The organism is Robbsia betulipollinis, assembly GCF_026624755.1.
In the GTDB taxonomy this organism is placed as follows: Bacteria; Pseudomonadota; Gammaproteobacteria; order Burkholderiales; family Burkholderiaceae; genus Robbsia; species Robbsia betulipollinis.
On the sequence record NZ_JAPMXC010000001.1, the window covers coordinates 1,414,332 to 1,438,368 of the forward strand.

Here is a 24,037-nt window from a genome sequence, read left to right on the forward strand (position 1 = left end):
TTGAAGTGGTAGGCCTCGTAACGATACGGATGCGCGCTCGCTTGACCCGGATTGCGCGGCGCGCCGCTTACATGCGGGGTCCTTCGTTTTCGAGGTGGGGCTAGTCTTCGTCCTGCGGTGCCTGATCGATCGAAATGCGCTGCCCATTGTTCGCCGCCGGGACAATGTGGGGTTGTTCGAGCACCGGGGTCGACACGATGACGTTGGGCGTTGGCCGGATCGAATCGCCTGATATGCCTCCGCGACCATGTACCAGCGTCGTTACGCCATTTTCGTCCCGCAAGCCGAGATAGGTGGAACCGCCACCATCCAGCGCAAGTGTCGATGCATTGCCTCCGGTCCCGCTTGAATGGGCATGGCCCTGAGCGGAGTCCGCGCCGATGCGCGTCAGCTTTTGCCAATCGGCCATGGTGGCCCCCCGGGTCCGGCTCCCGCCTGCCGTCAGCGCGTGCATCACGACGTCGCCGCGCGTCCCCGATGCCGACATATTGACGCTGATCGCCGAGCGCTCGATCGGGTCGCCACTGGGTGTCATGGCGCCACCGTACTGATTGAGTTCGTTCTCGTTCCGTCCGTCCGGGCGATAGAGAAACTCATGGTTCCCGAATGGCACGGGTTCCTGCTTTCCGTTGCGCGCCAGCAGGGGGCCGCTGCAGAGTCCGGTTTCGTTGTCGATCTTGACCTGCCCGTAATACTTTTTCCAGGTCCTGGAAATGGGTTGATGATCCTGCCGATGGGAGGTCGGTCCGATCGGGACCCCGATGTCGTGGATTGGCTGCCCGCTGTCGCCCAATAAGCCGGGCTTGTGTATGAAGTACCCGCCATTGATCACCGCAGCAGGAACGGCGGTGTTTTCCGACAGCGATTCCGGGCGCTGCGGCGCCGCACCGTTTGCCGTACCGGCCACACTTGTCGCCGATGCTCCGCCGATGACGGTCAAACGGGTGTATTCGGATTTTTCTTTCAAAAGGTTTTGAATACGTATGAGCGGCGCTTGATCGGGGGCAAGCGATGCCTCATTTCGCTTCGGGGCGGTTATCGTCGTCTGAATGATTCCAGGTGCCACCGATCGCACGCGAACTTGTTCGCGAACCCTTTTACCTGCGGCGATGGCCGTGCCACGTGCGCGCGCCGAGTCGTATAAGCTGGCAAGTCGCGCATCCGGCGCTCTGCGTGGCGCGGCCGCACCCGAGCGGACGTTTGTACGGTCTGGTTCATTGGGTGGGTTGACGTCGACCCCGGAAACGGTCTTATGGATACGTGGCATTTTAATCGAGTTAAGGAGCTGGAATGGCGTCGTTCGGACGTCGGCGGTGAATCGCGGCACCGTGTTCAGTGGACTTTTAACGCAAGCGATTGCGGCGCCGGCGATGTGGATGCGAAGCGATATTGCTGGAGGCGAAGCAAAGCGGTGCTTCGCATGACATGCGCCGTGGCAATCGCGCGTCGGATATCCGACCCGTGGTCGCGGTTTCGGCGCTAGACTTTCGCCCTCGCGAGCCATCGATACAGAGTGGATGGCAGGCAGCGCACATACCGGAAGAGAAAGGAAGGCAATGGCTGTGGAAAACGAGACGATCCGCCTCGCGCGTCTGGACGACGTGCCGGCGATCATGGGTCTGATCGAGGCCTCGGTCAGGGAACTGCAGGCCGAGGACTATACGCCGGAACAACGCGAGGGCGCGCTTGGCGCGGTGTTCGGCGTGGATCGGCAACTGATTCGGGACGGCACGTATTACGTCGCCGAGGTCGACGGTGAACTCGTCGGTTGCGGCGGCTGGAGCCGGCGCAAGACCTTGTTCGGCGCCGACGCGGCCGCGCAGCGCGACGACAGCGCGCTGGTGCCGGGCGTCGACCCCGCACGCATCCGCGCTTTCTTCATCTCCCCCCGCTACGCGCGCCGGGGTCTCGGCACGCGCCTGTTGGCGGGCTGCGAAGGCGCGGCGCGTGAATTCGGCTTCACCGAACTGCAGCTCGGCGCCACGCTCACGGGTCTGAAGCTCTACGCCCGTTACGGCTATGTGCCGGGCGTCACCGAAACGGTGCCGCTGCCCAACGGCGCGGCGCTGGACATCGTCCATATGCACAAATCGTTCGACATGGCGTGAGGTGCCGTCCCGGGTGCGTTCGTACCCGGCGCGCCGTACAGCAGTCCACCACGGCCGGGCACGGACGGCTCCCAGACGGTGCGCCGTCCGATCTACCCCCGCTGGACCCGATCCGAACGGGCAAGGAAAGCCATGGGGCGATATGACCGTGCGTTTCCCGCATCCAAAGTCCCTATACTGAAAGAACCAGTCGATCTTTTAGGGGCGTGAACGATGGAAGTCAATCTTGCGGGAAGAGTGGCGGTGGTGACCGGCGGCAGTAAAGGCATCGGGCTGGCCATCGCTTCGAGGCTGGTGCAAAGCGGTGCCGATGTTGCCTTGCTGGCGCGACGTCGCGAGGTATTGGAAGCGGCGCGTGACGCGCTCGCGTCGCATGCGAAAGGCCGCGTGCATATTTTCCCCTGCGATGTCACCCAGGCCGATGAGATCGCATCCGCTTATCGGGGCGTCATGCAGGCCTGCGGCCACGTCGATATCGTGGTCAACAATGCGGGTACTTCACAAACCGGGCCGTTCGCGTCCATCACCGACGAGGTCTGGCAAGCCGATCTCGATCTGAAACTCTTTGCGGCGATCCGGTTGACGAGGCTGGTCTGGCCACAGATGGTGGAGCGGCGTTGGGGACGGGTGATCAACGTGCTGAATATCGGCGCGAAGGCGCCCAAGGCCGGATCCGCGCCTACCGCGGTATCGCGTGCGGCCGGTATGGCGCTGACCAAGGTGCTGGCGGGCGAGGGTGCGCCGCACAATGTGCTCGTCAATTCCCTGCATGTGGGTCTCATCGAAAGCGACCAGTGGGTCAGAAGGCATGCGGATTCGGGTCCCGGGTCCTATGAAGAATTTCTCGCGGACATGGGAAAAGGCATTCCGCTGGGGCGGGTGGGGACGGCCGAGGAGTTCGCGAATGTCGCCTGTTTCCTGGCATCGGATCTCGCCAGTTATGTCACGGGAACGTCCATCAACGTCGATGGGAATCTGTCACCGGTCATGTGACCGCCTTTTCTGGATGTCAGCGATGTCGCGCAAGCCCGGCGCTACGGCGACGATGGTGCGTGCCCGCCCGGGTTGCGCCGGCGCAGTATCGGCCGGGCCTCTGAATGCCCCTTTGCCCGCGACGCGCGCTGCTCCGGGTGGGCGCGACGTGCGGTCAGTCCGCCTGCCCCATTTTCGGCGCCCGGGAGTCCTGGCCCGGCGCCTCGTGACGCGGATCCTTCTGCACCGGCGACAGGCCGTTCGCGTCGAACGACAGCGCCGTCTTGCGGACCCTGGCGACGTCCGCCGCGCTGACCGCGCCGCCGCGATTGCCCCAGCCCGTCTGGATGAAGGACACCACCGCCGCCACCTGCCTGTCGTTCAGCAGGTCCGCGTAGGGCGCCATGCTCAATGCCGAAGGAATCGCATGCGTCGCGGGTTGCGCGCCGCCGGACAGCACGATGTGGATCGCCGATGTGCCATCCTTCGTTTGCAATACCGGGTTCCCCGCCAGCGGCGGGAAAGCGCGTCCGTAGCCCGTGCCGTTCGCCCGGTGGCACGCGGCGCAACGGTCCAGATACAACCGTTCTCCCGCGCCCTGTGGCGCACCCGCCATCATGCGGGCCGCGACCGTATCGTCGTACGCGTAGGCGGGTGCGTGGGTGTCGTGCGGGGAAAGTGAGCGCAGGTATTTCGCGATGGCGTGCAGATCCGCATCCGACAGGTATTGCATCGAGTCGACCACGACGTCGTTCATCGCGCCGAATGACGCGGCGTGCTCGTTGCGCCCCGTGCGCAGGAAATCGACGATGGCGTCGTCGGACCAGCCGGCCAGCCCGCCGCCAGATTCATTGCGCAGCGACGGCGCCGTCCAGCCGTCGATCGCACCGCCGCCGGACAGGAAGAGACGGCTGGCGTCGTCGCTCGGCGCCTTTTCCTGCATCGTCGCCGAGCGCGGCGTGTGGCAACTGCCGCAATGACCCAGCCCCTCGACCAGATAGGCACCGCGCGCGGTCTGCGCATCCATCCCCGGAGGCGGCGTGAACGCGATCGGCGCGGGCGCGAACACCTTGCCCCAGATCGCCAGCGGCCAGCGCATCGACAGCGGCCAGCGTATGCCGTTCCTGCGATTCGCTTGCGCGGACGCCGGCACCGCCCGCATGAAGTAGGCGTACAACGCATGCATGTCGTCGTCGTTCAAACGCGAATAGGACGGATAGGGCATCGCGGGATAGACCGAGTAGCCGGCCCGCGTCACGCCGGTGCGCATCAGCTTCGCGAAATCGTCGTAGGTCCACGCGCCGATGCCGTGTGTCTTGTCCGGCGTGATGTTCGTCGAATAGATCGTGCCGATCGGCGAGGCGAGCGACAGGCCGCCCGCGTACGCCGTGCCGTTCTTCGCGGTGTGACAGGCGATGCAGTCGCCGGCGCGCGCCAGATACGCGCCCCGCAGCAGTTGTTGGCGGTCGCCCGACGTTTCGGCGCCGGTGTCCGCCCGCGCGGCGAGCGTATCGTCGGCCGGCAGAACCGCAATCGCGGGAACGGGTACCGCCGCGATGTTGTTCAGGTGCGTCATGGGCGCGGCAGGCGGCGCGGGCACGGTCAGCGACGGGGCCGCCAGCGCGACGGCGCCGAGCGTGAGTGCCGCGGCGGTGACGGCGCCGGCAGTCAGCCAGCGGGACCGGGATTTTTTCATGGCGAATGGCGTGGAATCAGGCATCGACCAGCGGCCCCGGGTTTTTCAGATACTGTTCGCGAATCGCTTTTGCCGACCAGTACGCGAGCGCCGCCGCGGCGCCTGTCGGGTTGTAGCCGATTCCTTGCGGAAAGACGCCCGACCCTACTGCGAAAACGTTGTGCACGTCCCAGCTTTGCAGGTAGCGGTTCAACACGCTGGTGTGCGGATCCTGCCCCATCGCCACGCCGCCCGCCCAGTGCGTGGTCTGGTAGTTCCGCAGGTCGGGATGATCGCCGATTTGCTTGACACTGACGCTGACCGTCCTGGGGTTCATCGCATGCGCGATTTTTTCGACCTGGGAGGTGACGTATCGGCTCATCCTGATGTCGTTGTCCTTCCAGTCGAAAGTGAAGCGCAGCAGCGGCTGGCCGAACGCGTCGGTATAGGTGGGATCGAGGTCGACATAGACGTCGCGATACACCATATTGGCGCCGTGCACGTCGTAGGACATCGTGTTCAGGAAGCTGTCCTTGACGGCGCTCTTCCACTGCCGGCCCCATTTCGGCGTGCCGGGCGGCACGGGAATGCCGCCGATCGGTTTGGCGCCGGCCGGGTTCGACCATACCGGCGAGCCGCCGACGAAGCCCAGGGGACCGTGGTCGAAGTGATCGCCGTTGAAGTCGTCGATCGCCACGCCGTTGCCGCCCGCACCCAGAAAACCGTTGATGTTCTTGCCGGGCGCGAAGAAGGCGGTCACCGTGGACATCATCTGGAACGCGATATTGCGTCCGACGACGCCGGTGCCCGACGCCGGGTCGTACGGCTTGCCGATGCCGGACACCAGAAAGAGATGCGCGTTGTTATACGCGAAAGTGCTCGCGACGACAATGTTCGCCGGCTGGTGGACCGTGTCGCCGTGTGCGTCGATGTAGGTCACGCCGGTAGCTTTTTTCTTCGTGCTGTCCAGGTCGATCCGCAGGACGTTGCTGTTTGCGCGCAGCTCGAAGTGTTTCGTTTGCCGCAGGGCCGGCAGGATGTTGACGTTCGGCGAGGCCTTCGAATAGTTGTAGCACGCATAGCCCGAACAATAGCCGCAGAAAGTGCAGGGGCCCATCTGGCAGCCGTACGGGTTCGTGTACGGCCGGGAGGCGTTGGCCGATGGCAGCGCGAACGGATGAAAACCCACGTCCTGCGCGGCCCGGCGAAACAGCGCGGACTGATACTGTTCTTTCTGCGCAGGCAAGGGAAAGCCGGACGAGCGGTTGGCCTCGAACGGGTTGCCCGACGCGTCGGCGACTGCGCCATTGACGCGATAGGCCACGCCGGACGTCCCCATCATCTTTTCGGCCCGATCGAAATGCGGCTCCAGCTCCTCGTAGGTAACGCCCCAGTCCTGCAGGGTCATGTCCTTCGGAATGAAGTTTTTGCCGTAGCGTTCCTCGTAGTGGCTGCGCATGCGCATTTCCTCCGGGAGGATGCGCCAGTGGCACCCGGACCAGTGCAGGCCCGCGCCACCCACGCCCTCGCCGGGCTTGAACATCGCGATTTGGCGATAGGGTAGCGCTGCGTCCCCGGTTTTCTGGCGAAAGGTAAACGACGATTTCGAGATGTTCTGGAACAGTTTCCAGCGTTGCACATAGGTCAACTCGTCGATCGTCTTCGGGTAGGCGCCGTCGGGGTAGGTGTCGCGATAGGCGCCGCGCTCGAGCGCGACCACGTTCAGTCCCGCCTCCGTCAATTCCTTTGCCATGATCGCGCCGGTCCAGCCGAAGCCGACGATCACGACGTCCACGGGAGCCATCTTTTTTTCCACCACGGTTTTTTCTCTTGCCTCGTATTGGGAGCGATCGCCCCGCACTGGGCGTGACGCGGGGCGTTCGGTGCTGCGTCGGGCGTGCCTTCTGCCGCTGGCGTCCGGACCCGCGATGACGCGTGTGCGCAGACACGGGCGCCAGGACGCTCTAGGTCCGGGACACGGGCGGCAGCGGGTAATGCTTGCCGTACTGGTCGACCCAGTCGTAATAATCGGCGCGGGCGCCGGGAAAACCCACCATGCGCCAGGCGGCCATGTCCTTGTTGCCGCCGTGCACCGGGTCGCAGAAATACCCCTCGCGCACGTTTTCGATCAGCTGCCCGAAAAATGCGTCGGCCGGCACGTCGGGCAGGTGCAGCGCGCCTTTTTCGAGACGAGTCACGGCATCGATCCGGGCGGCGGCGTCCAGTTCCTCGAAGCGTTTGCCGAATGCGTCGCGCACGGCCGCGTCGAAGTTCTGCAGCGCCTTGCGGTAGATGTCGCGCGGCGGGTAGGGCAACTGGTAGCCGAAGACGGCATCGGCCTCCGGGTGGTGCGGGCCCTGCATGTACCACAGGTCGCCACGACCATAGGGGGTGTCCATCTGCCGGTCGATGAACTCGGCGACGCCGGCTTGCACCGCGCCGGGACCCACGTCGTCCGCCGGGATCAGCGTGTCGACCAACGCGGTCAGCAGGCCGAAGGTTTGCGAGTCGAAGAAGGTCGGACGATAGGGTGCGGCCGGCTCCGCGCGGGCGATGACGGCAATGGGACTGAGCGCGCCCGCGCCGGCGAGTACCGCCGCCGCGGGCGCACCCGCGGCGGCGGTACGCAGAAAAGCGCGACGATTCGGCGAGATCTGGAGTTTCTTCATGTCTAGGTGGGTTGGCGGCTGTGCGGCGAAGGAAACCGGTGAGCGGCGCCGAGCGGGATTGTAGTTCTGGAACCGGTTCCACTGTTGTGTATATCCGGCAAAAGGGTTTTGACGAATGTGCAACAAAGGGCGGGGGGCGCTTGGCAGCAGGCATCGTGCAAGCGCCGGGGGAGGGCGGTCGCGGCGCGTGCCGGCGCGACCAGGAGGGGGTGACGGCCGCGCGTTACCCGGCGGCACGCTGGGTTCAGGAACCCGCGTGGGGCTGGCGCACGTAATGGATATCGTATTCATCTTCTCCCGTCACCACGAAACCTCGCGCCGCGTAGAAGCCGTTGGACCGGCTGCCGCGCAGCGCGCCGAGTCGGACCGGCATCCCGGCCAGGTCGGCGCGCCGGGCGATATCGGCCAGCACGCGCGAACCCAGGCCGTGGCCGGTCTGTTCGGGGTGTAGGTAGAAATGGTCCAGCGCCCAATGATCCCGCCGCTGGGTGAGTGCGTAGAATCCGACCCGCTTGCCCGATAGCACCACGTGTCGTGTATCTTGGGGGCGGAAGCCGGCGCGCAGCCGCGCGCGCGCCCGCTCGGGGTCGAAACGGCCGACCGCTTCCAGACTTTCGCGCATGGCGGCGATGCGCAACTGCGCCAGGGCGTCGAAGTCGTCGTCGCACGCCGGTTCGTAGGTGAGCGGGGGATGGGCTTGCATGGGGCTGGTCCTGTTGTTTCAGGTGGCATATCGCGTCGAATGGTCCGTTTCCCGTCGCGATCGCGTCTGGTATCCGTATCGCCCGCCACGCCCGGGAGCGGGCGGCGCCAGGCAGTAGGCGCGCTGCCGCCATTCTGGTATAAATTGCACACCATGCACATCCATTTTTCGCCGTCGATCGCCGTACCCCGCGCTTTCGCGCTGCGATGGACGCGTGCATGCGTTTTCTCCAAAAGCCAAAAACAGCCGCTCATCTGACCGGAGCGCTGTGTTCCGTCGGATGCGACGGAACAGCGGCGATCTCTGCGATATCTCCATTTTCCGTACCTCCGCACGGTTTTCCTCGGTCAATCGGAGGTGGAAATGTCTTGCTTTCATGGTATCTGGATCCCGCTGATCACGCCGTTCGTCGACGGCGCCGTGGATCATCACGCGCTTCGGCGGCTGGTCGTCGACTATGCCGCGGCAGGGGCGACGGGATTCGTCGCGCTGGGTACGACCGGGGAATCGGCCTCGCTCGAGGCGGCCGAACAACGGGCGGTGCTCGCGACCATCCTCGACGCGGCGCACGGCTTGCCCGTGGTGGCGGGCGTATCCGGGAACAATGCGCGGCATCTGCGGGAGCGGATTCTCGAACTCAACGACCAGGCGCTGGCGGGCGTTCTGGTGCCCGCGCCGTGCTATGTGCGTCCATCGCAGGCCGGCCTGGTGACGCACTTCGTGGCAATCGCCGATGCCAGCCGCCACCCCGTGATCCTTTACGATATTCCGTACCGCACCGGCGTGCGATTGGCGTTGCCCACTTTGCTGTCGCTTGCCGCACACGCGAACATCGTGGCGGTGAAGGACTGTGCGGGGTCGCCGGAGACGACGCTGGCTGTGATCCTGGATGGACGGCTGGCCGTCATGGCGGGCGAGGATCTCAATTTCTACAGCACGCTTTGCCTGGGCGGACAGGGGGCCATCGTCGCCAGCGCGCATCTGCGCACCGCCGATTTCGTTCGGGTGTACGAGGCCGTCGCGGGTGGACGGATCGCGCAAGGGCGCGCCTTGTTTCATGCGCTGGCACCGCTGATACAGGCGCTGTTCGCGGAACCGAACCCGGCGCCGGTGAAGTGCGCCCTCGCGGCGCTGGGCAGGATTCGCGACGGGGTGCGTCCGCCATTGACGTCTGCCACCGGGCCGCTGCGCGATCGTTTGCATGCGTTGATGGGGGCGACTACCGGCGCATGCGACCCTTCATCCCGATCGACGCAATAGCGTTAGGCCGCCGGCTTGGACGTCACCGGTGCGAACCATTCGCGCACGTGTTGCGCGCGATCGGGGCGCGCGGCACGGCGCGGAGCGGGCGGCGGCGTGCCGACGAAAAGAAAACCGAGCAGCCGGTCCGTGGCGCCAAAGCCCAGCGCGGCGTGCAATGCCGGCTCGTAGGTATCGGCGCCCGTCGCCCAGAAGCCGCCGTAGCCCAGGGCATGCACCGCATTGAGCAGGTTCATGGTGGCCGCCCCGACCGCCATGAGCTGTTCAATCTCGGGAACGTGCGAATCCGGATCGACCGCCGCGCCGAGGGCGATGACGACGGGCGCGGCGAAGGCGCGCTGCCGGCGGTGTTCATGCGTCGCGCGCGGCTCGTCCGGCGCGCGCGACCAGGCCAGGTCGATCAGGACGTCGCCCAGTGCGGCGCGCGCGGCACCGCGCACGAGCACGAAGCGCCAGGGGCGCAGGCGGGCATGGTCCGGGGCGCGTAACGCTGCGTCGAAGATTTGCGCCAATTGCGCGTCGTCGGGTCCGGGTTCGCTCAGCGGCCAGTGCGACTGGCGCGACATCAGCACATCCAGTGCGTCGCGTGCGGCGGTGCCGTCGGGCGGAGCGCTCCGCGATGTTTCGGGGGCAGCACGGTTCGGCAGAGGAATGTCGTTCACGGGAAAAGTCATCATGGCGGCGAACCGAACCGCTTCGCACGGGGAATGGCTTTGTAGTATAGATGCAAACGATTCTCATTTCAAATCCTTGAGTCCCGTCGATTTTTTCTGGATCGAGAGCGCGTCCATCACCTGGCGAAGCGGAAAAGCGCGGACGGAGGCGGCTTGACAAAGAAGAACGAAACACGCAGAGTTACGATTGTAAAAAGCAATCATTCTCATTTACGATATGGCGTTCGAGGTGTTGGACGTCGTCGATTTCACGCGGCTGCGCGCCGCACAGGAGCATGCAATGAGCTGGGGCGATGACGATACGGATTTTCGCGTGGTGGTGAACGATGAGGAACAGTACTCGATATGGCCCGATTACAAGGCCATGCCCGCGGGATGGCGCGAAGCCGGGAAATCGGGCAAGAAACCGGAATGCCTGGCCTGGATCGACGAGGTCTGGACCGACATGCGCCCGCTGAGCCTGCGTCGGGCGATGGCCGCGCAGGCGGACCGCGCGGACGCGGCGTCGGCGCCGCCGGTGCATTGAGTGGGGGCCGTGGCCGCCGTTGCCCGGCAGACGCGCCGGCCCGTGCAACTCGTATGTCTCGCGCATGCGGGCGGCACGTCCGTACTGTACCGCGACTGGCAACGGGCGCTGGGTGACGCGACGCAGATCCTCGCGCTGGAACTGCCCGGTCACGGCGCGCGTCGCGCGCAGCCGGTCTGCACGAACTGGCCGGAATTGATCGACGCGCTCTGCTCCGACCTTCTCGGGCGCCTCGATCCGGCGCGCCCGTTCGCGCTGTTCGGTCACAGCATGGGTGCCCTGGTGGCGTTCCGGTTGATTCATGCACTGCGTGCCCGTGGGGCGGAGGAACCTGTCTGGTTCGGCGCGTCGGGGTCGGTAGCGCCGCAGTGCCGCGTCCGGGAGACGCACTGGCTGCACTGTTCGCATTCCGGGATGGTGGACAAACTGCGCCTGCTGGGCGGCACGCCCGAAGCCCTGCTCGCCGATCACGGTCTCATCGACTATCTCCTGCCCGTTCTGCGCGCCGATTTCCATTTGTGCGGAACGTATCCGGATCACGGCGGCGACGACGAGGCGCCGCTGAACTGTCCCGTGACGGTTTTTACGGGCCGCGACGATCCTGCCACCGCACGCGAGTCCGACGTGATCCGCTGGCGCGACGTCACGCGGGGGGCATGCGATTTCCGGCGTTTCGAGGGCGGGCATTTTTATCTATCCGCCGCGCCGGCCGCGTTGCTGGCGCAGGTGGCGGTGGCGCTGGAGCGCGGCCGGGTTTCCTGCGGGCGGGCCGGCGCGCCGGATTCAGGGGGAACGGCATGGGTGGGATGATCCGCGACATCGACGCGATGTTTCATGAGCAGGTGAGCGAGCAAATGAGCGAGCAGGTGATCGAGCAGAACGGTACGCAGGTGGCCGTGGTGAGCCCGGCGGACCCGCAGCGGGCAAGGGACCTCGCCCGCTGCGGGGCAAACGTGCGCGAGGTGGTGGAACGTGCCAAAACGCGTTTCGGCGGCGTCCTGTTGCGCGGTTTCGCGCCGCTCGGCGTCGCGGGCTTCGAACGGTTCGCGGCGGACTTCGGCAAGCCCTTGCTCGACTATGAATTCGGTTCGACGCCGCGCAGCCGCGTCGAGAAGGGCGTGTATTCGTCCACCGAATATCCGGCCGATCAATGGATCGATCAGCATAACGAGCAGTCCTACACGCTCAGGTGGCCCGCCTCGATTCTCTTCTACTGCGATGTCGCGCCGCAATCCCGGGGTGCGACGCCGGTGGCCGATAGCCGTCGCGTCCACGCGCGACTGGACGCGGCGTTGCGCGCGCGTTTCGCCGCGCACGGCGTCATGTACGTGCGCAACTACGGCAATGGCCTGGACGTCCCGTGGGAACAGGTGTTCGGCACGCAGGACCATCGCGAGGTGGAGCGGTACTGCCGCGCGAACCGGATCGAATGCGAATGGCTCGACGACGGCGAGACGCTGCGCACGCGCCAGGTGTGCCAATCGGAAGCCCGCCATCCCGTCACGGGCGACAGGGTCTGGTTCAACCAGGCGCACCTGTTTCATGTGAGCAACCTGCCGCCGACCGTGCGCGAGGCGCTGCTGGAGGTGGTGGACGAGGACCGCCTGCCCCGCAACACGTTCTTTGGCGATGGCACGCCGATCGATCCGTCGATGCTCGACGACATCCGCGCGGTATATCGCGACACGATGCTGTGCTTCCCCTGGCAGGCCGGCGACACGCTCGTACTCGACAACATGCTGATGTCCCACGGACGCGCGCCTTTTACGGGAAAACGTCGCGTTCTCGTTGCGATGAGCGCCTGAGGCTCGCGGCGGCTTCGCCAGGTGCTCGCCCGCTGCCCGGCGCCGTCCAGCAAGGCCGGGCAGCGTGACCCGGCAGCGCGACTCCGCCTCATCCGCAGTGTTCACCGCGTGCGCCATGGATTTCTTGCCTGCACGCCTCTCCCTACCCCGGAACCACGACCCTTCATGACTGAAATGCCGAGCGACTTGTTATCGATTTCGAAGACGTACGTGGGACTGTCCGCGGAAAAGCGCGCGACGTTTCGCCGGCGTCTGCAAGAACGCGGCATCGATGCCACGCGTTTGCCGGTGGTGCCGTTTCCCGGCGCGCGGCGCTTTCCGCTGTCGCACGCCCAGGAACGCCTGTGGTTTCTCTGGCGTCTCGATCCGCTTGGCGCGGCCTACAACATCACCGGGGCCGTGCGTCTGCGCGGCCGCCTCGACATGGCGGCCCTGCGTGCCGCGCTCGACGACGTGGTGGACACGCACGAAAGCCTGCGTCAGCGTTTCGAGGAATGCGACGGCGTGCCGTTCCAGACCACGGGGCCGTGCGATTACCAGTGGGATGAATTCGCGGTGCAGGCGGTGGGTGGAAGCGAGCACGGCGCGTCGTCTTCGCAGGCGCTCGACGCGCTCCTGGAGGAACGCGCCGCCTTGCCGTTCGATCTCGAACACGGCCCCGTGCTGCGCCTCTCGCTCGTCGCGCTGGGCGCGCAAGACCATATCCTGCATATCGCGGTGCACCATATCGTCGCCGACGGTTTGTCGATGGCGGTGCTCGTTGCCGCATTCGCCCACGCCTATGCCGAACGCGTGAGCGACGCGGCGTCGGCGTCGCCCGTACTTGCGCCTGCCGGCGCGCCGCCGTTGCAGTACGGCGATTACGCGCAGTGGCAACGCGAGTGGTTCGAGGAGGAGGTACTGGCGCGCCAGCTCGCGCACTGGCGCGACCGGCTGGGTCCTGAACACCCCGTGCTCGAACTGCCGCACGCGCGCACACGTACGGGCATGCGTAGCGGCGCGGGCGCCCGGGTGGTGCGACAGGTGCCGCCGGCGCTGCGTGAAGCGCTCGCCAGGGTGTCCGTCGCGGCCGACGCCACGCTCTTCATGACGCTGCTCGCCGCCTACGACATGCTGCTCGCCACCTACGGCGCCCAGGACGACATCCGCGTCGGCGTGCCGGTGGCGGGCCGGGAGCGCCCCGAAGTCGCCGACACGATCGGCTTCTTCGTCAACACCCTCGTGATCCGCACGGAAATGGCCGGCGTGCCGACCTTCGCCGCACTGCTGGCCCATGTGCGCGAGCGCGTGCTGGAAGCGCAGGCCCACGCCGAGTTGCCCTTCGCGCGGCTGGTCGAGGCGTTGCAGCCGCAGCGCAGCGTGGGTCAGACGCCGCTCTTTCAGGCGATGTTCAATCATCTCGGCACGGATCAGGCGCCATTGCGCTTGCCGGGGCTGGAGGTCGCCAACCACGAATTCGCCGACCGGACGGCCCGTTTCGATCTGGTCCTGGAGGCGCGCGAGCGGCCGCACGCGCTGGAATTGTCGTTGACCTACGCGACGGATCTGTTCGACGGCGCCATGATCGATGGGATGCTCGATCATTACGTGCGCCTGCTCGCATGTATCGCGGCCGATGCGAACCGGGCGCTGGGCGCCTTCGACATCGCGGCGGACCCCGCGCCGCCGTCCCGTGAAAAACCGTATGTGCCGGTCGCGCGGCGCTTCGCCGTCAGCGCCGCGCGGCGGCCGAACGCGTTGGCCGTGCGGTGCGAGGACAGCACGGCGCGTTACGCGGACCTGGACGCCTGGGCGGCCCGGATCGCGAGGGGGCTGGCGCGCGAACGCGTGGGCATCGACGAGCGGGTGGGCGTGTGTCTGAGCCGTTCGGTGGGCATGGCCGCGGCGTTGCTGGGGGTATTGCGTTCGCCGGGCGCTTTCGTGCCGCTCGATCCCGCCTATCCCGCCGAGCGTCTCGCGATGATGCTCGACGACGCGCAGGTGCGGGTGGTGCTGACCGATCGCGCGGCACTGTCGCAATGCGGCGCGCTCTTCGCCGGCCGCACGGTGATCGACGTCGATGCGCGGCGGGACGGCGGGTGCGCAGACGGCGGGCGCGACGGCGACGGCCGCGCTGACGGCGGCCCCGATCACGACGGGCTCGACGCCGATGCATGCCATGACGACGCATCGGCCGTCGAGCCGCATCCCGAGCAGCTCGCCTATGTCATCTACACCTCCGGTTCGACGGGCAGGCCCAAGGGCGTCGCCATCAGCCATCGCGCGCTCGCCGCGCATCTCGACGACTTCATCGATGCGCATGCCATCGACGCGGGCGATACCGTGCTGCAATCGTCGACGATCAACTTCGACGTGGCCCTGCACGAATTGCTGCCCGCGCTGCTGTGCGGCGGCAAGGTGGAGATGCGGGGACCGGAACCCTGGGATATCGAGACGACCAGCCGGCATCTGATCGAGGCGCGGGTGAGCTTCGCGCGTTTGCCCACCGCCTACTGGCAGCAATGGCTGCGCTCGCCGCCGCCGGCCGCGGCGTTGGCGGCGTTGCGGCAGATCACCGTGGGCGGCGAAGGACTGCCCGGCGATGCGCTGGCGCAATGGCGGCAGGGACCGTTGGGGCATATCGGCCTGGCCAATCTGTACGGGCCCACCGAAACGACCATCGCCTGCATGTATCGTCCCACCACGGCCGACGACGCGCTGCAACCCGTCGTGTCGATCGGCTTGCCGTATGCGTCGCGCTCCGCGTGCGTGCTCGACCGCCATGGCAACGTCGCGCCGGTGGGCGCGTTGGGGGAATTGTGCATCGGCGGGCACACGCTCGCCCGCGGCTACCTCGACCGGGCGGCGTTGACGGCCGAGCGCTTCGTACCCGATCCGGTTCGCCCCGGCGCGCGTCTGTATCGTACCGGCGACCTGTGCCGCCGCCGCGCGGACGGTACCGTGGACTTCCTCGGGCGGCTCGACCAGCAGATCAAGCTCCGGGGCTTTCGGATCGAACCGGGGGAGATCGAGGCGGCGTTGCGACGTCAGCCCGGGGTCGCCGACGCCGTCGTCGTGCTCGCGAAAGATCGGGAGACGCCGCGGCTCCTGGCCTATGTCGTGGCGCGGGAGGCCGCCACCCGGGACGGCGCGGCGCGGCATGCCGTCGCGGACGCCCTGGCGGACACGTCGGCGGACGTGGGCGGCATGCCCGACGGCACGGCGTTGCGTGCCGCGCTCGCGCAGCACCTGCCCGCGCATATGGTGCCGTCGGCCATCGCCGTGCTGGCGCGTCTGCCCGTGATGCCCAATGGCAAGGTGGACCGCGCGGCGTTGCCGGCGATCGATGCGCCGCTTTCGGGCGGGCATGACGCGCCACCGCGCGACGACCGGGAGCGCGCGCTGCTGGCAATCTGGTCGGCGGTGTTGGGCCGCACGGACCTCGGCCGCGACGACGATTTCTTCGCCGTGGGCGGCGATTCCATCCTGAGCCTGCAGCTCATCGCGCAGGCGCGCACGCAGGGGTGGGCGATCACGCCCCGTCAGGTGTTCGAGCATCCCAGCATCGCGCGACTCGCGGCGGCGATGTGTCCGCTCGAAGCCACCGAGACGCCGCGGGAAATCCACGACACCCTGCCGCTGACGCCGATCCAGGCCGCGTTTTTCGCGCGTTATCCCGCCGGCGAGGCGCGTTGGAATCAGTCGGTCCTGCTCGCGGTTCGCGGCGAACTGGACACCGGCGCGCTGGAGCGGGCGCTGCTCGCGCTGGTCGCGCGCCACGACGCCTTGCGCCTGAGCTTCGCGCGGCAGGCCGATGGCTGGTCGCAACGCGTGCTCCCCGATGCGTCGCCCGGCCTGCTGACGCTCATCGATCTGCGCGGCGAATCCGGCGACGGGTTGACGGCGCTCGCGCGCGAGGGCGAGACCGCGCAGCGCGGTCTGGACCTGCAGGCAGGCCGTTTGATGAAAGCGGTCTATTTCCGTCTGCCGGCGCCGGCCGAGGGGCCGATTGAGGGGGCAGCTGAGGGGGCAGCTGAGGGGGCAACTGAGGGGGCAACTGAGGGGGCAACTGAGGCGCCGACCGAGGCGCCGGCACGCGGCCGGCTGCTGCTGGTCGTGCATCATCTCGCGGTGGACGGGGTCTCGTGGCGGATCCTGCTGGGCGACCTGCAGATGGCCTATGCCGATGCGTGCGCGGGCCGTGCCGCGCAACTCCCGCCCGCCACGCCGTGGAGCGCGTGGGTTCTCGCGCAGCGCGCGGCGTTCAGCGACGCGCGGCTCGCGCAGGCCTGGCCGAGATGGCAGGCGGCGCTGCGCGGAGCGCACGACACGCTTGCCATTGCGCTCCCCGCCGCGCGGGGCACGATGGCCACGAGCCGGGTCGCGACCTGGCGTCTCGACGCCCCCGCGAGCGCGGCATTGCGCGCCGCCGCGCCCCGCGCGTACCGCCTGGGCATCGACGAATTGCTGTTGACCGCGCTCGCGCGCGTCGTGGCGGCGCACTTCGGCGAGCCGGGCGTCCCGGGTGTTCCGGATGTTCTACTCGCGCTCGAAGGCCATGGCCGGGGCATGGCCGCGGGCGACGGCGCGCCCGCGGGGCGCGATCTGAGCCGCACCGTGGGCTGGTTCACCACGCGCTACCCGGTCCGGCTGACGGTGCCGGCCGACGACGCGCAGGCGCTGATTGCCACCAAGGAAACGTTGCGCGGGCTGCCGGAACAGGGTGCGTCGTGGGGCGGCTTGCAGGCCTATGCGGACACGGCGATCCGCGAGGCGCTCGCCGGCTTGCCCACGCCGCGTGTCAGCTTCAATTACCTCGGGCAATTCGACCGGAATCTCGCGGCGGACGGCCCGTTCGGGTTTTCGACCGACTACGCGGGGGATTCCCAGCCCCCGGAGGAACCGTTGCGGTATGTGCTGGATGTGAACGGCATGATCGTCGGCGGCCGTCTGTCGCTCGACTGGCGCTACGATCCCGCGGTCCTCGCCCCGGCGCGCGTGACGGCGCTGGTCGCCGCGTTCGGCCGGGCGGTCGAGCGGCTCGTCGCGCACTGCGCGCAGGCCGCGCCGCGCGCCACGGCGGCCGACTTCCCGCTGGCGCGCATGACGCAGGACGAGTTCGCGGCGCTGGACGCGGTGCCGGGCGGGATCGAGGATGTCTATCCCGCCACGCCCCTGCAACAAGGGTTGCTGTTCCATAGCCTGATGCGGCCGGGGGCCTATGTGAACCGCAAGCGCCTCACGCTGCACGGCCCCCTGGATGTCGAGGCGATGCGCGCCGCATGGCGCGCCGTGATCGCGCGGCATGCGATATTGCGTACGCGTTTCGTGAGGACGCAGGGCGGCGCGATGCTGCAAGTGGTGCAGCCGCGCGTGCCCACGCCCTTTGCCCTGCACGACTGGCGCGACCGGGCGGACTACGATGCCGCCTTGACACACTGGTTCGACGAGGTGGCGCCGAAACGCGTGGATCTCGCCGTCGCCCCGCTCATGCACGTGGCGTTGTTCGCGCGGCCCGATGGCGCGCACGACATGGTGTGGATCAATCACCATGCGCTGTCCGATGGCTGGAGCCAGGCGCAACTGCTCGGCGAGTTGACGCGCGTGTACGCGGCCGCGCGCCGCGGCGACGTCGCCGCGCTGGCGCCGGCCGTGCCGTACCGGGCTTATCTCGAATGGGTGGCGGCGCAACCCGACACGCGCGACTGGTGGCAGGCGCAGCTGGCCCGCGCGGACCGGCCCGCGCTCCTGCTCGACGGCATCGCCGGCCTGCCGGGAAGCGGCGTGCGCCGTCGCGCCCAGGACGCCGTGCAGGACGGTGCGGCCGATGGCGAGGTCGATGGCAAGCCTGACGGCAAGCCCGACGGCAAGCCTGACGGCGACATGTTTCATCAACGCCGCGACACGCTCGACGGCGCGTTGAGCGGGGCGCTCGTGCAGGCGGCCCGGCGTCTGGGCGTGACCCTCAACACGCTCGTGCAGGCGGCGTGGGCGGTGACGCTGGCGCGGTACGGCAACCGCCGCCAGGCCGCGTTCGGCGTCACGGTGGCGGGCCGTCCGGCGACGCTTCCGGGCGCGGCGGACATGCAGGGGCTTTTCATCAACAGCCTGCCGCTGTGGGTCGACGTGCCGTCGCGGCAACCGCTGCGCGACTGGCTGCACGCGTTGCAGGCGTATAACGTCGCGCTGCGGCAGGTCGAACACACGCCGTTGCCCGCGATCCAGGCGTGGGCCGGCGCGACGTTCGGCCCGCTGTTCGACTCCCTTCTGGTGTTCGAGAACTACCCGGTGGATCCGGCGCTGAACGACGGTTCGTCGGGCCTGCGCGTGACGTCCTCGCTGTCGTATGAACGGACCCACTATCCGCTGACGCTGGGCGTGTTGCCGGGTGAGCGCATCGGTCTCGAATGGAGCTGGGACGCGGCGCACGTGTCCGACGCCGTGGCGCAGGCGCTGGCGCACGCTTACGCCAGCATTCTTGCGCAACTGGCATGCGCGCAGACCGCCACGGTGGGGGCGTTGCGCGTGGCGGGACGTGCGGGCGTCGAGGGTTACGCGGTATGGCCCCCGGCCCGGCACGCCTATCGGTCGGTCGTCGCGCGTTTCGAGGCCATGACGCGGGCGCGTCCCGATGCCCTGGCCGTGTCCTGCGGGGATGTGCACGTGAGCTATCGCGAGCTGAACCGGCAGGCCGGGCGCATCGCGCGCTGCCTGCGCGACGCAGGCGTGGCGCGCGAGGTGCCGGTCGGCGTCTGCATGTCGCGTACGCCGGCGCTGCTGGCGGCGCTGCTCGGCGTGCTCAAGGCGGGAGGCGCCTACGTGCCGCTCGACCCCGCCTATCCGCCGGCGCGGCTCGAGGACATGGTCGGGGACGCCGCCCTCGCGCTCGTGTTGACCGACGCGTCGAGCGCACCCGTGCACGCCGCATGGCTGGCGCGCGCCGCGTGTCGCGGCATCGCGGTCGACGCGCTGTGCGCGCCCGGCGCGGCGCACGCGTACCCCGAAGCGGACGCGTGCGCGGATGACGCGGCGCCTGCCGATCCTGCCCGCCTCCCCGTGCCCGGGCAACTGGCTTATGTCATCCATACCTCCGGGTCCACCGGCCGTCCGAAGGGCGTGGCCGTGTCGCACGCGGCGCTGAGCCTGCACCTGGACGATTTCATCGAGGACAACGCCCTGCACGCCGATGACCGCGTGCTGCAGTTCACCACGGTCAACTTCGATACGTCCGTCGAGCAGATCTTCGCGACGCTGGCGGTGGGCGCGCGCGTCGAAATGCGCGGCGCCGCGGTATGGAGCGGCGCCGAGCTGAGCCGCGTGCTCGTCGAGCGCGGCGTCACCGTCATGGATCTGCCCACCGGCTATTGGAAGCAGTGGATGCGCGAGGTCCGCGCGCCGTTGCCGGGTCTGGCGCTGCGCCGCGTGATGGTCGCCGGCGAGGCATTGCCGGGCGCCGCGATCGCGCGATGGTTCGCGGGTCCCCTGGCCGGCACGCCGCTGGTCAACGATTACGGGCCGACCGAGGCGGTGGTGACCGCATCCGCGCTGCGGGTGGTGCCGCGTCATGCCGCGCACCTCGCGGCGCCCATCGGCGGTCCCCGGGCCTCGCGGCTGTATCGGATCCTCGATCTGGACGGCTGTCCCGCGCCCGAGGCCGGAGTGGGCGAGCTGTGTATCGGCGGCGCGGCGCTGGCGCGCGGCTATCTCGGCCGACCCGCGCAGACCGCGGAGCGTTTTGTTCCCGACCCGCTGGGCGCGCCGGGCGCGCGCATTTACCGCACGGGCGACCTGTGCCGCTGGCTCGACGGGGACACGGTCGCCTATGTGGGCCGTCTCGACGAGCAGGTCAAGATCCGCGGCTTTCGCGTCGAGCTGGGCGACATCGAAAACGCCCTGTGCGCGCAGCCCGGCGTCGGCGAAGCGGTCGCCGTCGTGCGCGGCGCATCCGATGCGCAGCGTTTGTTCGCCTACGTCGTGCCCGCGGCGCATGCGGGCGTGCCGGATCCGGCGGCGCTGCGTGCCGCGCTCGGGCGCGCGCTGCCGGCCCATATGGTGCCGGCGGCCATCGCCGTGCTCGACACGCTGCCCACGCTGCCCAACGGCAAACTCGACCGCAAGGCGCTGCCCGCGCTCGACGCCGCCGGTGCCGCGTACGTCGCGCCGCGCACGGCCTTCGAAGCGATGCTCGCGCAGATCTGGCAGGACGTGCTGGGCGTGGCGCGCGTGGGCGCGGACGACGACTTTTTCGCGCTGGGGGGACATTCCCTGCTGGCGCTGCAGGTGGCGGCGCGGGTGCAGAACGCCGTGGGCCGCGATGTCGCGCTGCGTACGCTGTTCGATCATCCGACGCTGGCCGCGCTCGCCACGGCGCTGGCAACGCCACGGGAGCATGACGACGCGCGCGCCGCGCCGCCGTTGCGCCGGCGGGGACAGCGTGTGGCACGGCCCACGCATGGCCAGGAGCGCCTGTGGTTTCTCTGGCGGCTTGCGCCGCGCCATGCGGCGTACCATTTGTCGCTGGCCGTGCATATCGAAGGCGTGCTGGACGCGGGGCTGCTGCGCGCGGCACTCGACGACGTGACGGCACGTCACGAGATGCTGCATGCGCGTTTCGACGAACGCGATGGCGAACCCTGGCTGGTCGTGGAGGACACCCTGCGCGCGGCGTGGACCGAGGCGGCCTTTGTCGAGACCGCCGATCCTGCCGATCCCGGGTTGGCGGCGTGGCTGGGCGAGCAAACCGCCGCGGCGTTCGATCTCGCGACGGGGCCCTTGCTGCGCGCGCAACTCGCGCGGCTCGCCGACGGTTCGCATGTGTTTGCGCTGGTGGTTCATCACATCGCGGCCGATGGCTGGTCCCTGAATATTTTGATCGACGAGCTGTTGCGCGCGTACGAGGCGCGTCGGGACGGCCGCGTGCCGGCGTTCCCGGCCTTGCCGATCCACTACACCGACTACGCGCTGTGGCAGCGCGACATGCTCGATACCGGGCGTGCGGCCGCGCAGCTCGCGTATTGGCGCGACCGGCTGGGCACGGAGCAGCCGGTGCTGGACCTGCCGTCCGACCGGCCGCGGCCGGCGCGGCGCGACGGGCACGGCGCGCAAGTGCAAAGCGCGCTTCCCGCGCCGCTCGCGCAGGCGTTGCGCGCCTGCGCGCGGCGTCACGATGCCACCGTGTTCATGGTGATGCTGACGGCGTTCCACACGCTGCTGCACCGCTACGGCGGTCAAGCCGACGTGCGCATCGGCATTCCGCTGTCGGGCCGTGAACGGCTGGAGACGGAGCCGGTGATCGGTTTCTTCGTCAACACGGCGGTGATTCGCGCGGAGATGTCCGGCGCCATGCCGTTTGCGACGCTGCTCGCGCAGGTCAGGCAACGCGTTCTGGAAGCGCAGGCGAACCAGGATGTGCCCTTCGCGCGGATCGTCGATGCCGTGCAGCCTGCCCGGGCGGCGAACCACACGCCGCTGTACCAGGTGATGTTCAACTTCGATGCGCAGCAAGGCGCGGCCGGCGATGGTGCGGCCGGCAATGGCGCGGCCGGCGGGGTCTCGTCATCGTTGCGGCTGCATCCGCTCGAGGGACGCCGCGCCGCCGCCCAGTTCGACCTGACGTTGAGCGTCTCCACGGCAAACGGCCTGGACGTGTCGCTCAATTACGCGACGGATCTGTTCGAACACGATACGGCCGAGCGTCTGCTGCGCGACTATCGCGACGTGTTGACGCGGTTCGTCGAGCGCGACGCTTTGCGCCTGCGCGACGTCGTGCTCGCGGCGCGCGCGGTAGCGCGGCGCGGCGGCGATGCCGAGGATTTCACCCCGGACGCCACGGTGCAGGCGCGCATCGCCGCGCGCGCCTGGGCGCGGCCCGACGCCGTCGCCGTGCGCTGCGAGGGTGCGACGCTGAGTTATGGCGAACTCGACGCGCGCGCCACGCGGCTCGCGCAGGTGCTGATCGCCCACGGCGTGCGCGCGGAATCGAAAGTGGGTGTCTGCACGCAACGTTCGCCCGCGATGCTGGTGGCGCTGCTGGCCGCCCTCAAGGCGGGCGCGGCCTACGTGCCGCTCGATCCCGCCTATCCGGCGACGCACCTGGCGGGGATGATCGACGACGCGGCTCCCGCCTGCGTGCTCGCGGACGCCGCAGGCGGCGAACGGCTGCGGGCGCTGGGCGGTCTGATGCGCGTCACCGCGATCGTCGACGTGACGGCCGGCGACGCCGCGCCGCCAGCGGTGGAGGCGGGCGCGCCGTCGGCCGATGCCGCGTGCCACGCGCAGCAACTGGCGTACGTGATCTACACATCCGGATCGACCGGCGTGCCCAAGGGGGTCGGGGTATCGCATGCGGCGTTGCGGCGGTTTCTCGACAGCATGCAGGCGCGACTGGCGCTGACGTCCGAGGATGTCTGGCTGGCGGTGACGACCGCGTCGTTCGATATCGCGGCGCTGGAATGGTATTTACCGCTCATCACGGGGGGCACGATCGAACTGGCGTCGCGCGAGGCGGTGGCCGACGGCCGACGCCTTGCCGCCCTCGCGCAGGACGCGCGGGCCACCGTCATGCAGGCGACGCCGATGGGTTGGCGCGTGCTGCTCGAGGGCGGATGGGCGGGCGGGGGCGCGGGCGTGCCGCGGTTCGTCGCGCTGTGCGGCGGCGAAGCCCTGCCACCGGATCTCGCCGACGACCTGCTCTCGCGCGGCACGCAATTGTGGAACCTGTACGGCCCCACCGAAACCACGATCTGGTCCAGCGCGGCCCGGATCGCGGACACCGCCGCGCCGATCACGCTGGGCGCGCCGCTGGAGGCCACCACGTTGCGCGTGATCGACACCGATGGCCATCCGGTGCCGGAAAACGGCATAGGGGAGTTGTGCATCGGCGGCGAGAATCTCGCGCGCGGTTATCTCGGCCGGCCCGGACTCACCGCGGAGCGTTTCGTGCCCGACCTCGCGGGGCCGCCCGGCGCGCGGTTGTACCGCACCGGGGATATGTGCCGCCCGCGGCGCGGCGGACGACTCGATTACCTCGGACGGATGGACCAGCAGGTCAAGTTGCGAGGCTTTCGTATCGAGTTGGGCGCGACCGAGGCGGCGCTGAGCGAACTGGACGGCGTCACCGGGGCCGCGTGCCGCATCCAGGGCGAGGACGCGGGCCGCCAACTGGTGGCGTTCGTCACGGGCACGGCCGATCCCGCCGCGCTGCGCTCGCGCCTCGCCGCGCGCCTGCCGGCGCAGCAGGTGCCGGCGCAGATCGCGCGTCTGGCGGCCTTGCCGCGCACGTCCAACGGCAAGCTCGACCGCCGTGCGCTGCCGGTGCTGGCGGCGCCGGCGGCGCGGGGCGCCGCGCCGCCGTGCAGCGCGATGCAGCAGATGTTGTGCGATGTCTGGCAGGAAGTGCTGGATCTGCCCCGGGTCGGCGTCGAGGATGATTTCTTCGCGTTGGGCGGCCATTCGCTGGTGGCCGTGCGCATGGCGGCGCGCGCCGGCGAGGCGCTGGGACGCCACGTCGATATCGCGCTGATTTTCATGTACCCGCGTCTGGCCGATCTCGCCGCGCAGCTGGAGGCGCACGCGCCGCCGCCGGGCGAACCGGAGACGCTCGACGCGCTGCACGATCTGCTCGATTCCCTGTAGCGGTTTTATCCATCGCGGCGGGTCGGTTTCCT

At 68.6% G+C, this 24,037-nt stretch carries 13 protein-coding genes; 7 read left to right on the top strand and 6 right to left on the bottom strand.

The window, feature by feature from the left end:
* Positions 1 to 100 precede the first annotated feature (100 nt).
* Positions 101 to 1,327: a hypothetical protein gene (locus OVY01_RS06235; RefSeq protein ID WP_267846475.1), complete on the bottom strand. Its 1,227-nt coding sequence runs from the start codon at positions 1,325 to 1,327 to the stop codon at positions 101 to 103.
* Between the two features lie 229 nt (positions 1,328 to 1,556).
* Between OVY01_RS06235 and OVY01_RS06240 the strand changes: the two genes are divergently transcribed.
* Both OVY01_RS06240 and OVY01_RS06245 read left to right on the top strand, forming a co-directional pair.
* Positions 1,557 to 2,108 carry a GNAT family N-acetyltransferase gene (locus OVY01_RS06240; protein WP_267846477.1) on the top strand — a complete coding sequence of 184 codons (552 nt, stop codon included), beginning with the start codon at positions 1,557 to 1,559 and terminating at the stop codon, positions 2,106 to 2,108.
* 213 nt (positions 2,109 to 2,321) lie between these two features.
* Entirely contained in the window at positions 2,322 to 3,101 is a 780-nt protein-coding gene (locus OVY01_RS06245; protein WP_267846479.1) for an SDR family oxidoreductase, read from the top strand.
* A gap of 154 nt (positions 3,102 to 3,255) precedes the next feature.
* Here OVY01_RS06245 and OVY01_RS06250 read toward each other — a convergent pair whose 3' ends face one another.
* From OVY01_RS06250 to OVY01_RS06265, 4 genes are all read right to left on the bottom strand, one after another.
* Positions 3,256 to 4,776 (bottom strand): c-type cytochrome, encoded by a 1,521-nt coding sequence (locus OVY01_RS06250; protein ID WP_267846481.1) that lies wholly within the window; start codon positions 4,774 to 4,776, stop codon positions 3,256 to 3,258.
* Positions 4,777 to 4,792: 16 nt separating this feature from the next.
* On the bottom strand, positions 4,793 to 6,559 hold the full coding sequence (locus OVY01_RS06255; protein WP_267847682.1) for a GMC family oxidoreductase: 1,767 nt from the start codon (positions 6,557 to 6,559) through the stop codon (positions 4,793 to 4,795).
* A gap of 160 nt (positions 6,560 to 6,719) precedes the next feature.
* Entirely contained in the window at positions 6,720 to 7,424 is a 705-nt protein-coding gene (locus tag OVY01_RS06260; RefSeq protein ID WP_267846482.1) for a gluconate 2-dehydrogenase subunit 3 family protein, read from the bottom strand.
* Positions 7,425 to 7,668: 244 nt separating this feature from the next.
* Positions 7,669 to 8,127: a GNAT family N-acetyltransferase gene (locus tag OVY01_RS06265; protein WP_267846483.1), complete on the bottom strand. Its 459-nt coding sequence runs from the start codon at positions 8,125 to 8,127 to the stop codon at positions 7,669 to 7,671.
* 363 nt (positions 8,128 to 8,490) lie between these two features.
* On the opposite strand from OVY01_RS06265, the gene dapA reads away from it, so the two are divergent.
* A complete protein-coding gene (dapA, locus tag OVY01_RS06270; protein ID WP_267846484.1) occupies positions 8,491 to 9,387 on the top strand; it encodes a 4-hydroxy-tetrahydrodipicolinate synthase in 897 nt (298 codons plus the stop codon).
* A gap of 2 nt (positions 9,388 to 9,389) precedes the next feature.
* On the opposite strand, the gene OVY01_RS06275 is transcribed toward dapA, so the two are convergent.
* Positions 9,390 to 10,049 carry a nitroreductase family protein gene (locus OVY01_RS06275; RefSeq protein ID WP_432422189.1) on the bottom strand — a complete coding sequence of 220 codons (660 nt, stop codon included), beginning with the start codon at positions 10,047 to 10,049 and terminating at the stop codon, positions 9,390 to 9,392.
* A gap of 292 nt (positions 10,050 to 10,341) precedes the next feature.
* Here OVY01_RS06275 and OVY01_RS06280 point away from each other — a divergent pair, with 292 nt between their 5' ends.
* The 4 genes from OVY01_RS06280 (at position 10,342) to OVY01_RS06295 (ending at position 24,005) form a co-directional block, all read left to right on the top strand.
* On the top strand, positions 10,342 to 10,587 hold the full coding sequence (locus OVY01_RS06280) for an MbtH family protein (RefSeq protein ID WP_267847684.1): 246 nt from the start codon (positions 10,342 to 10,344) through the stop codon (positions 10,585 to 10,587).
* A gap of 9 nt (positions 10,588 to 10,596) precedes the next feature.
* Positions 10,597 to 11,397, top strand: coding sequence for a thioesterase II family protein (locus tag OVY01_RS06285; RefSeq protein WP_267846486.1), 801 nt, complete (start codon positions 10,597 to 10,599; stop codon positions 11,395 to 11,397).
* Positions 11,385 to 12,392 (top strand): TauD/TfdA family dioxygenase, encoded by a 1,008-nt coding sequence (locus OVY01_RS06290; RefSeq protein ID WP_267846487.1) that lies wholly within the window; start codon positions 11,385 to 11,387, stop codon positions 12,390 to 12,392. Before OVY01_RS06285 ends, OVY01_RS06290 begins: the two co-directional genes overlap by 13 nt.
* A gap of 165 nt (positions 12,393 to 12,557) precedes the next feature.
* Positions 12,558 to 24,005 carry a non-ribosomal peptide synthetase gene (locus OVY01_RS06295; RefSeq protein WP_267846488.1) on the top strand — a complete coding sequence of 3,816 codons (11,448 nt, stop codon included), beginning with the start codon at positions 12,558 to 12,560 and terminating at the stop codon, positions 24,003 to 24,005.
* The last annotated feature ends 32 nt before the right edge of the window (positions 24,006 to 24,037 follow it).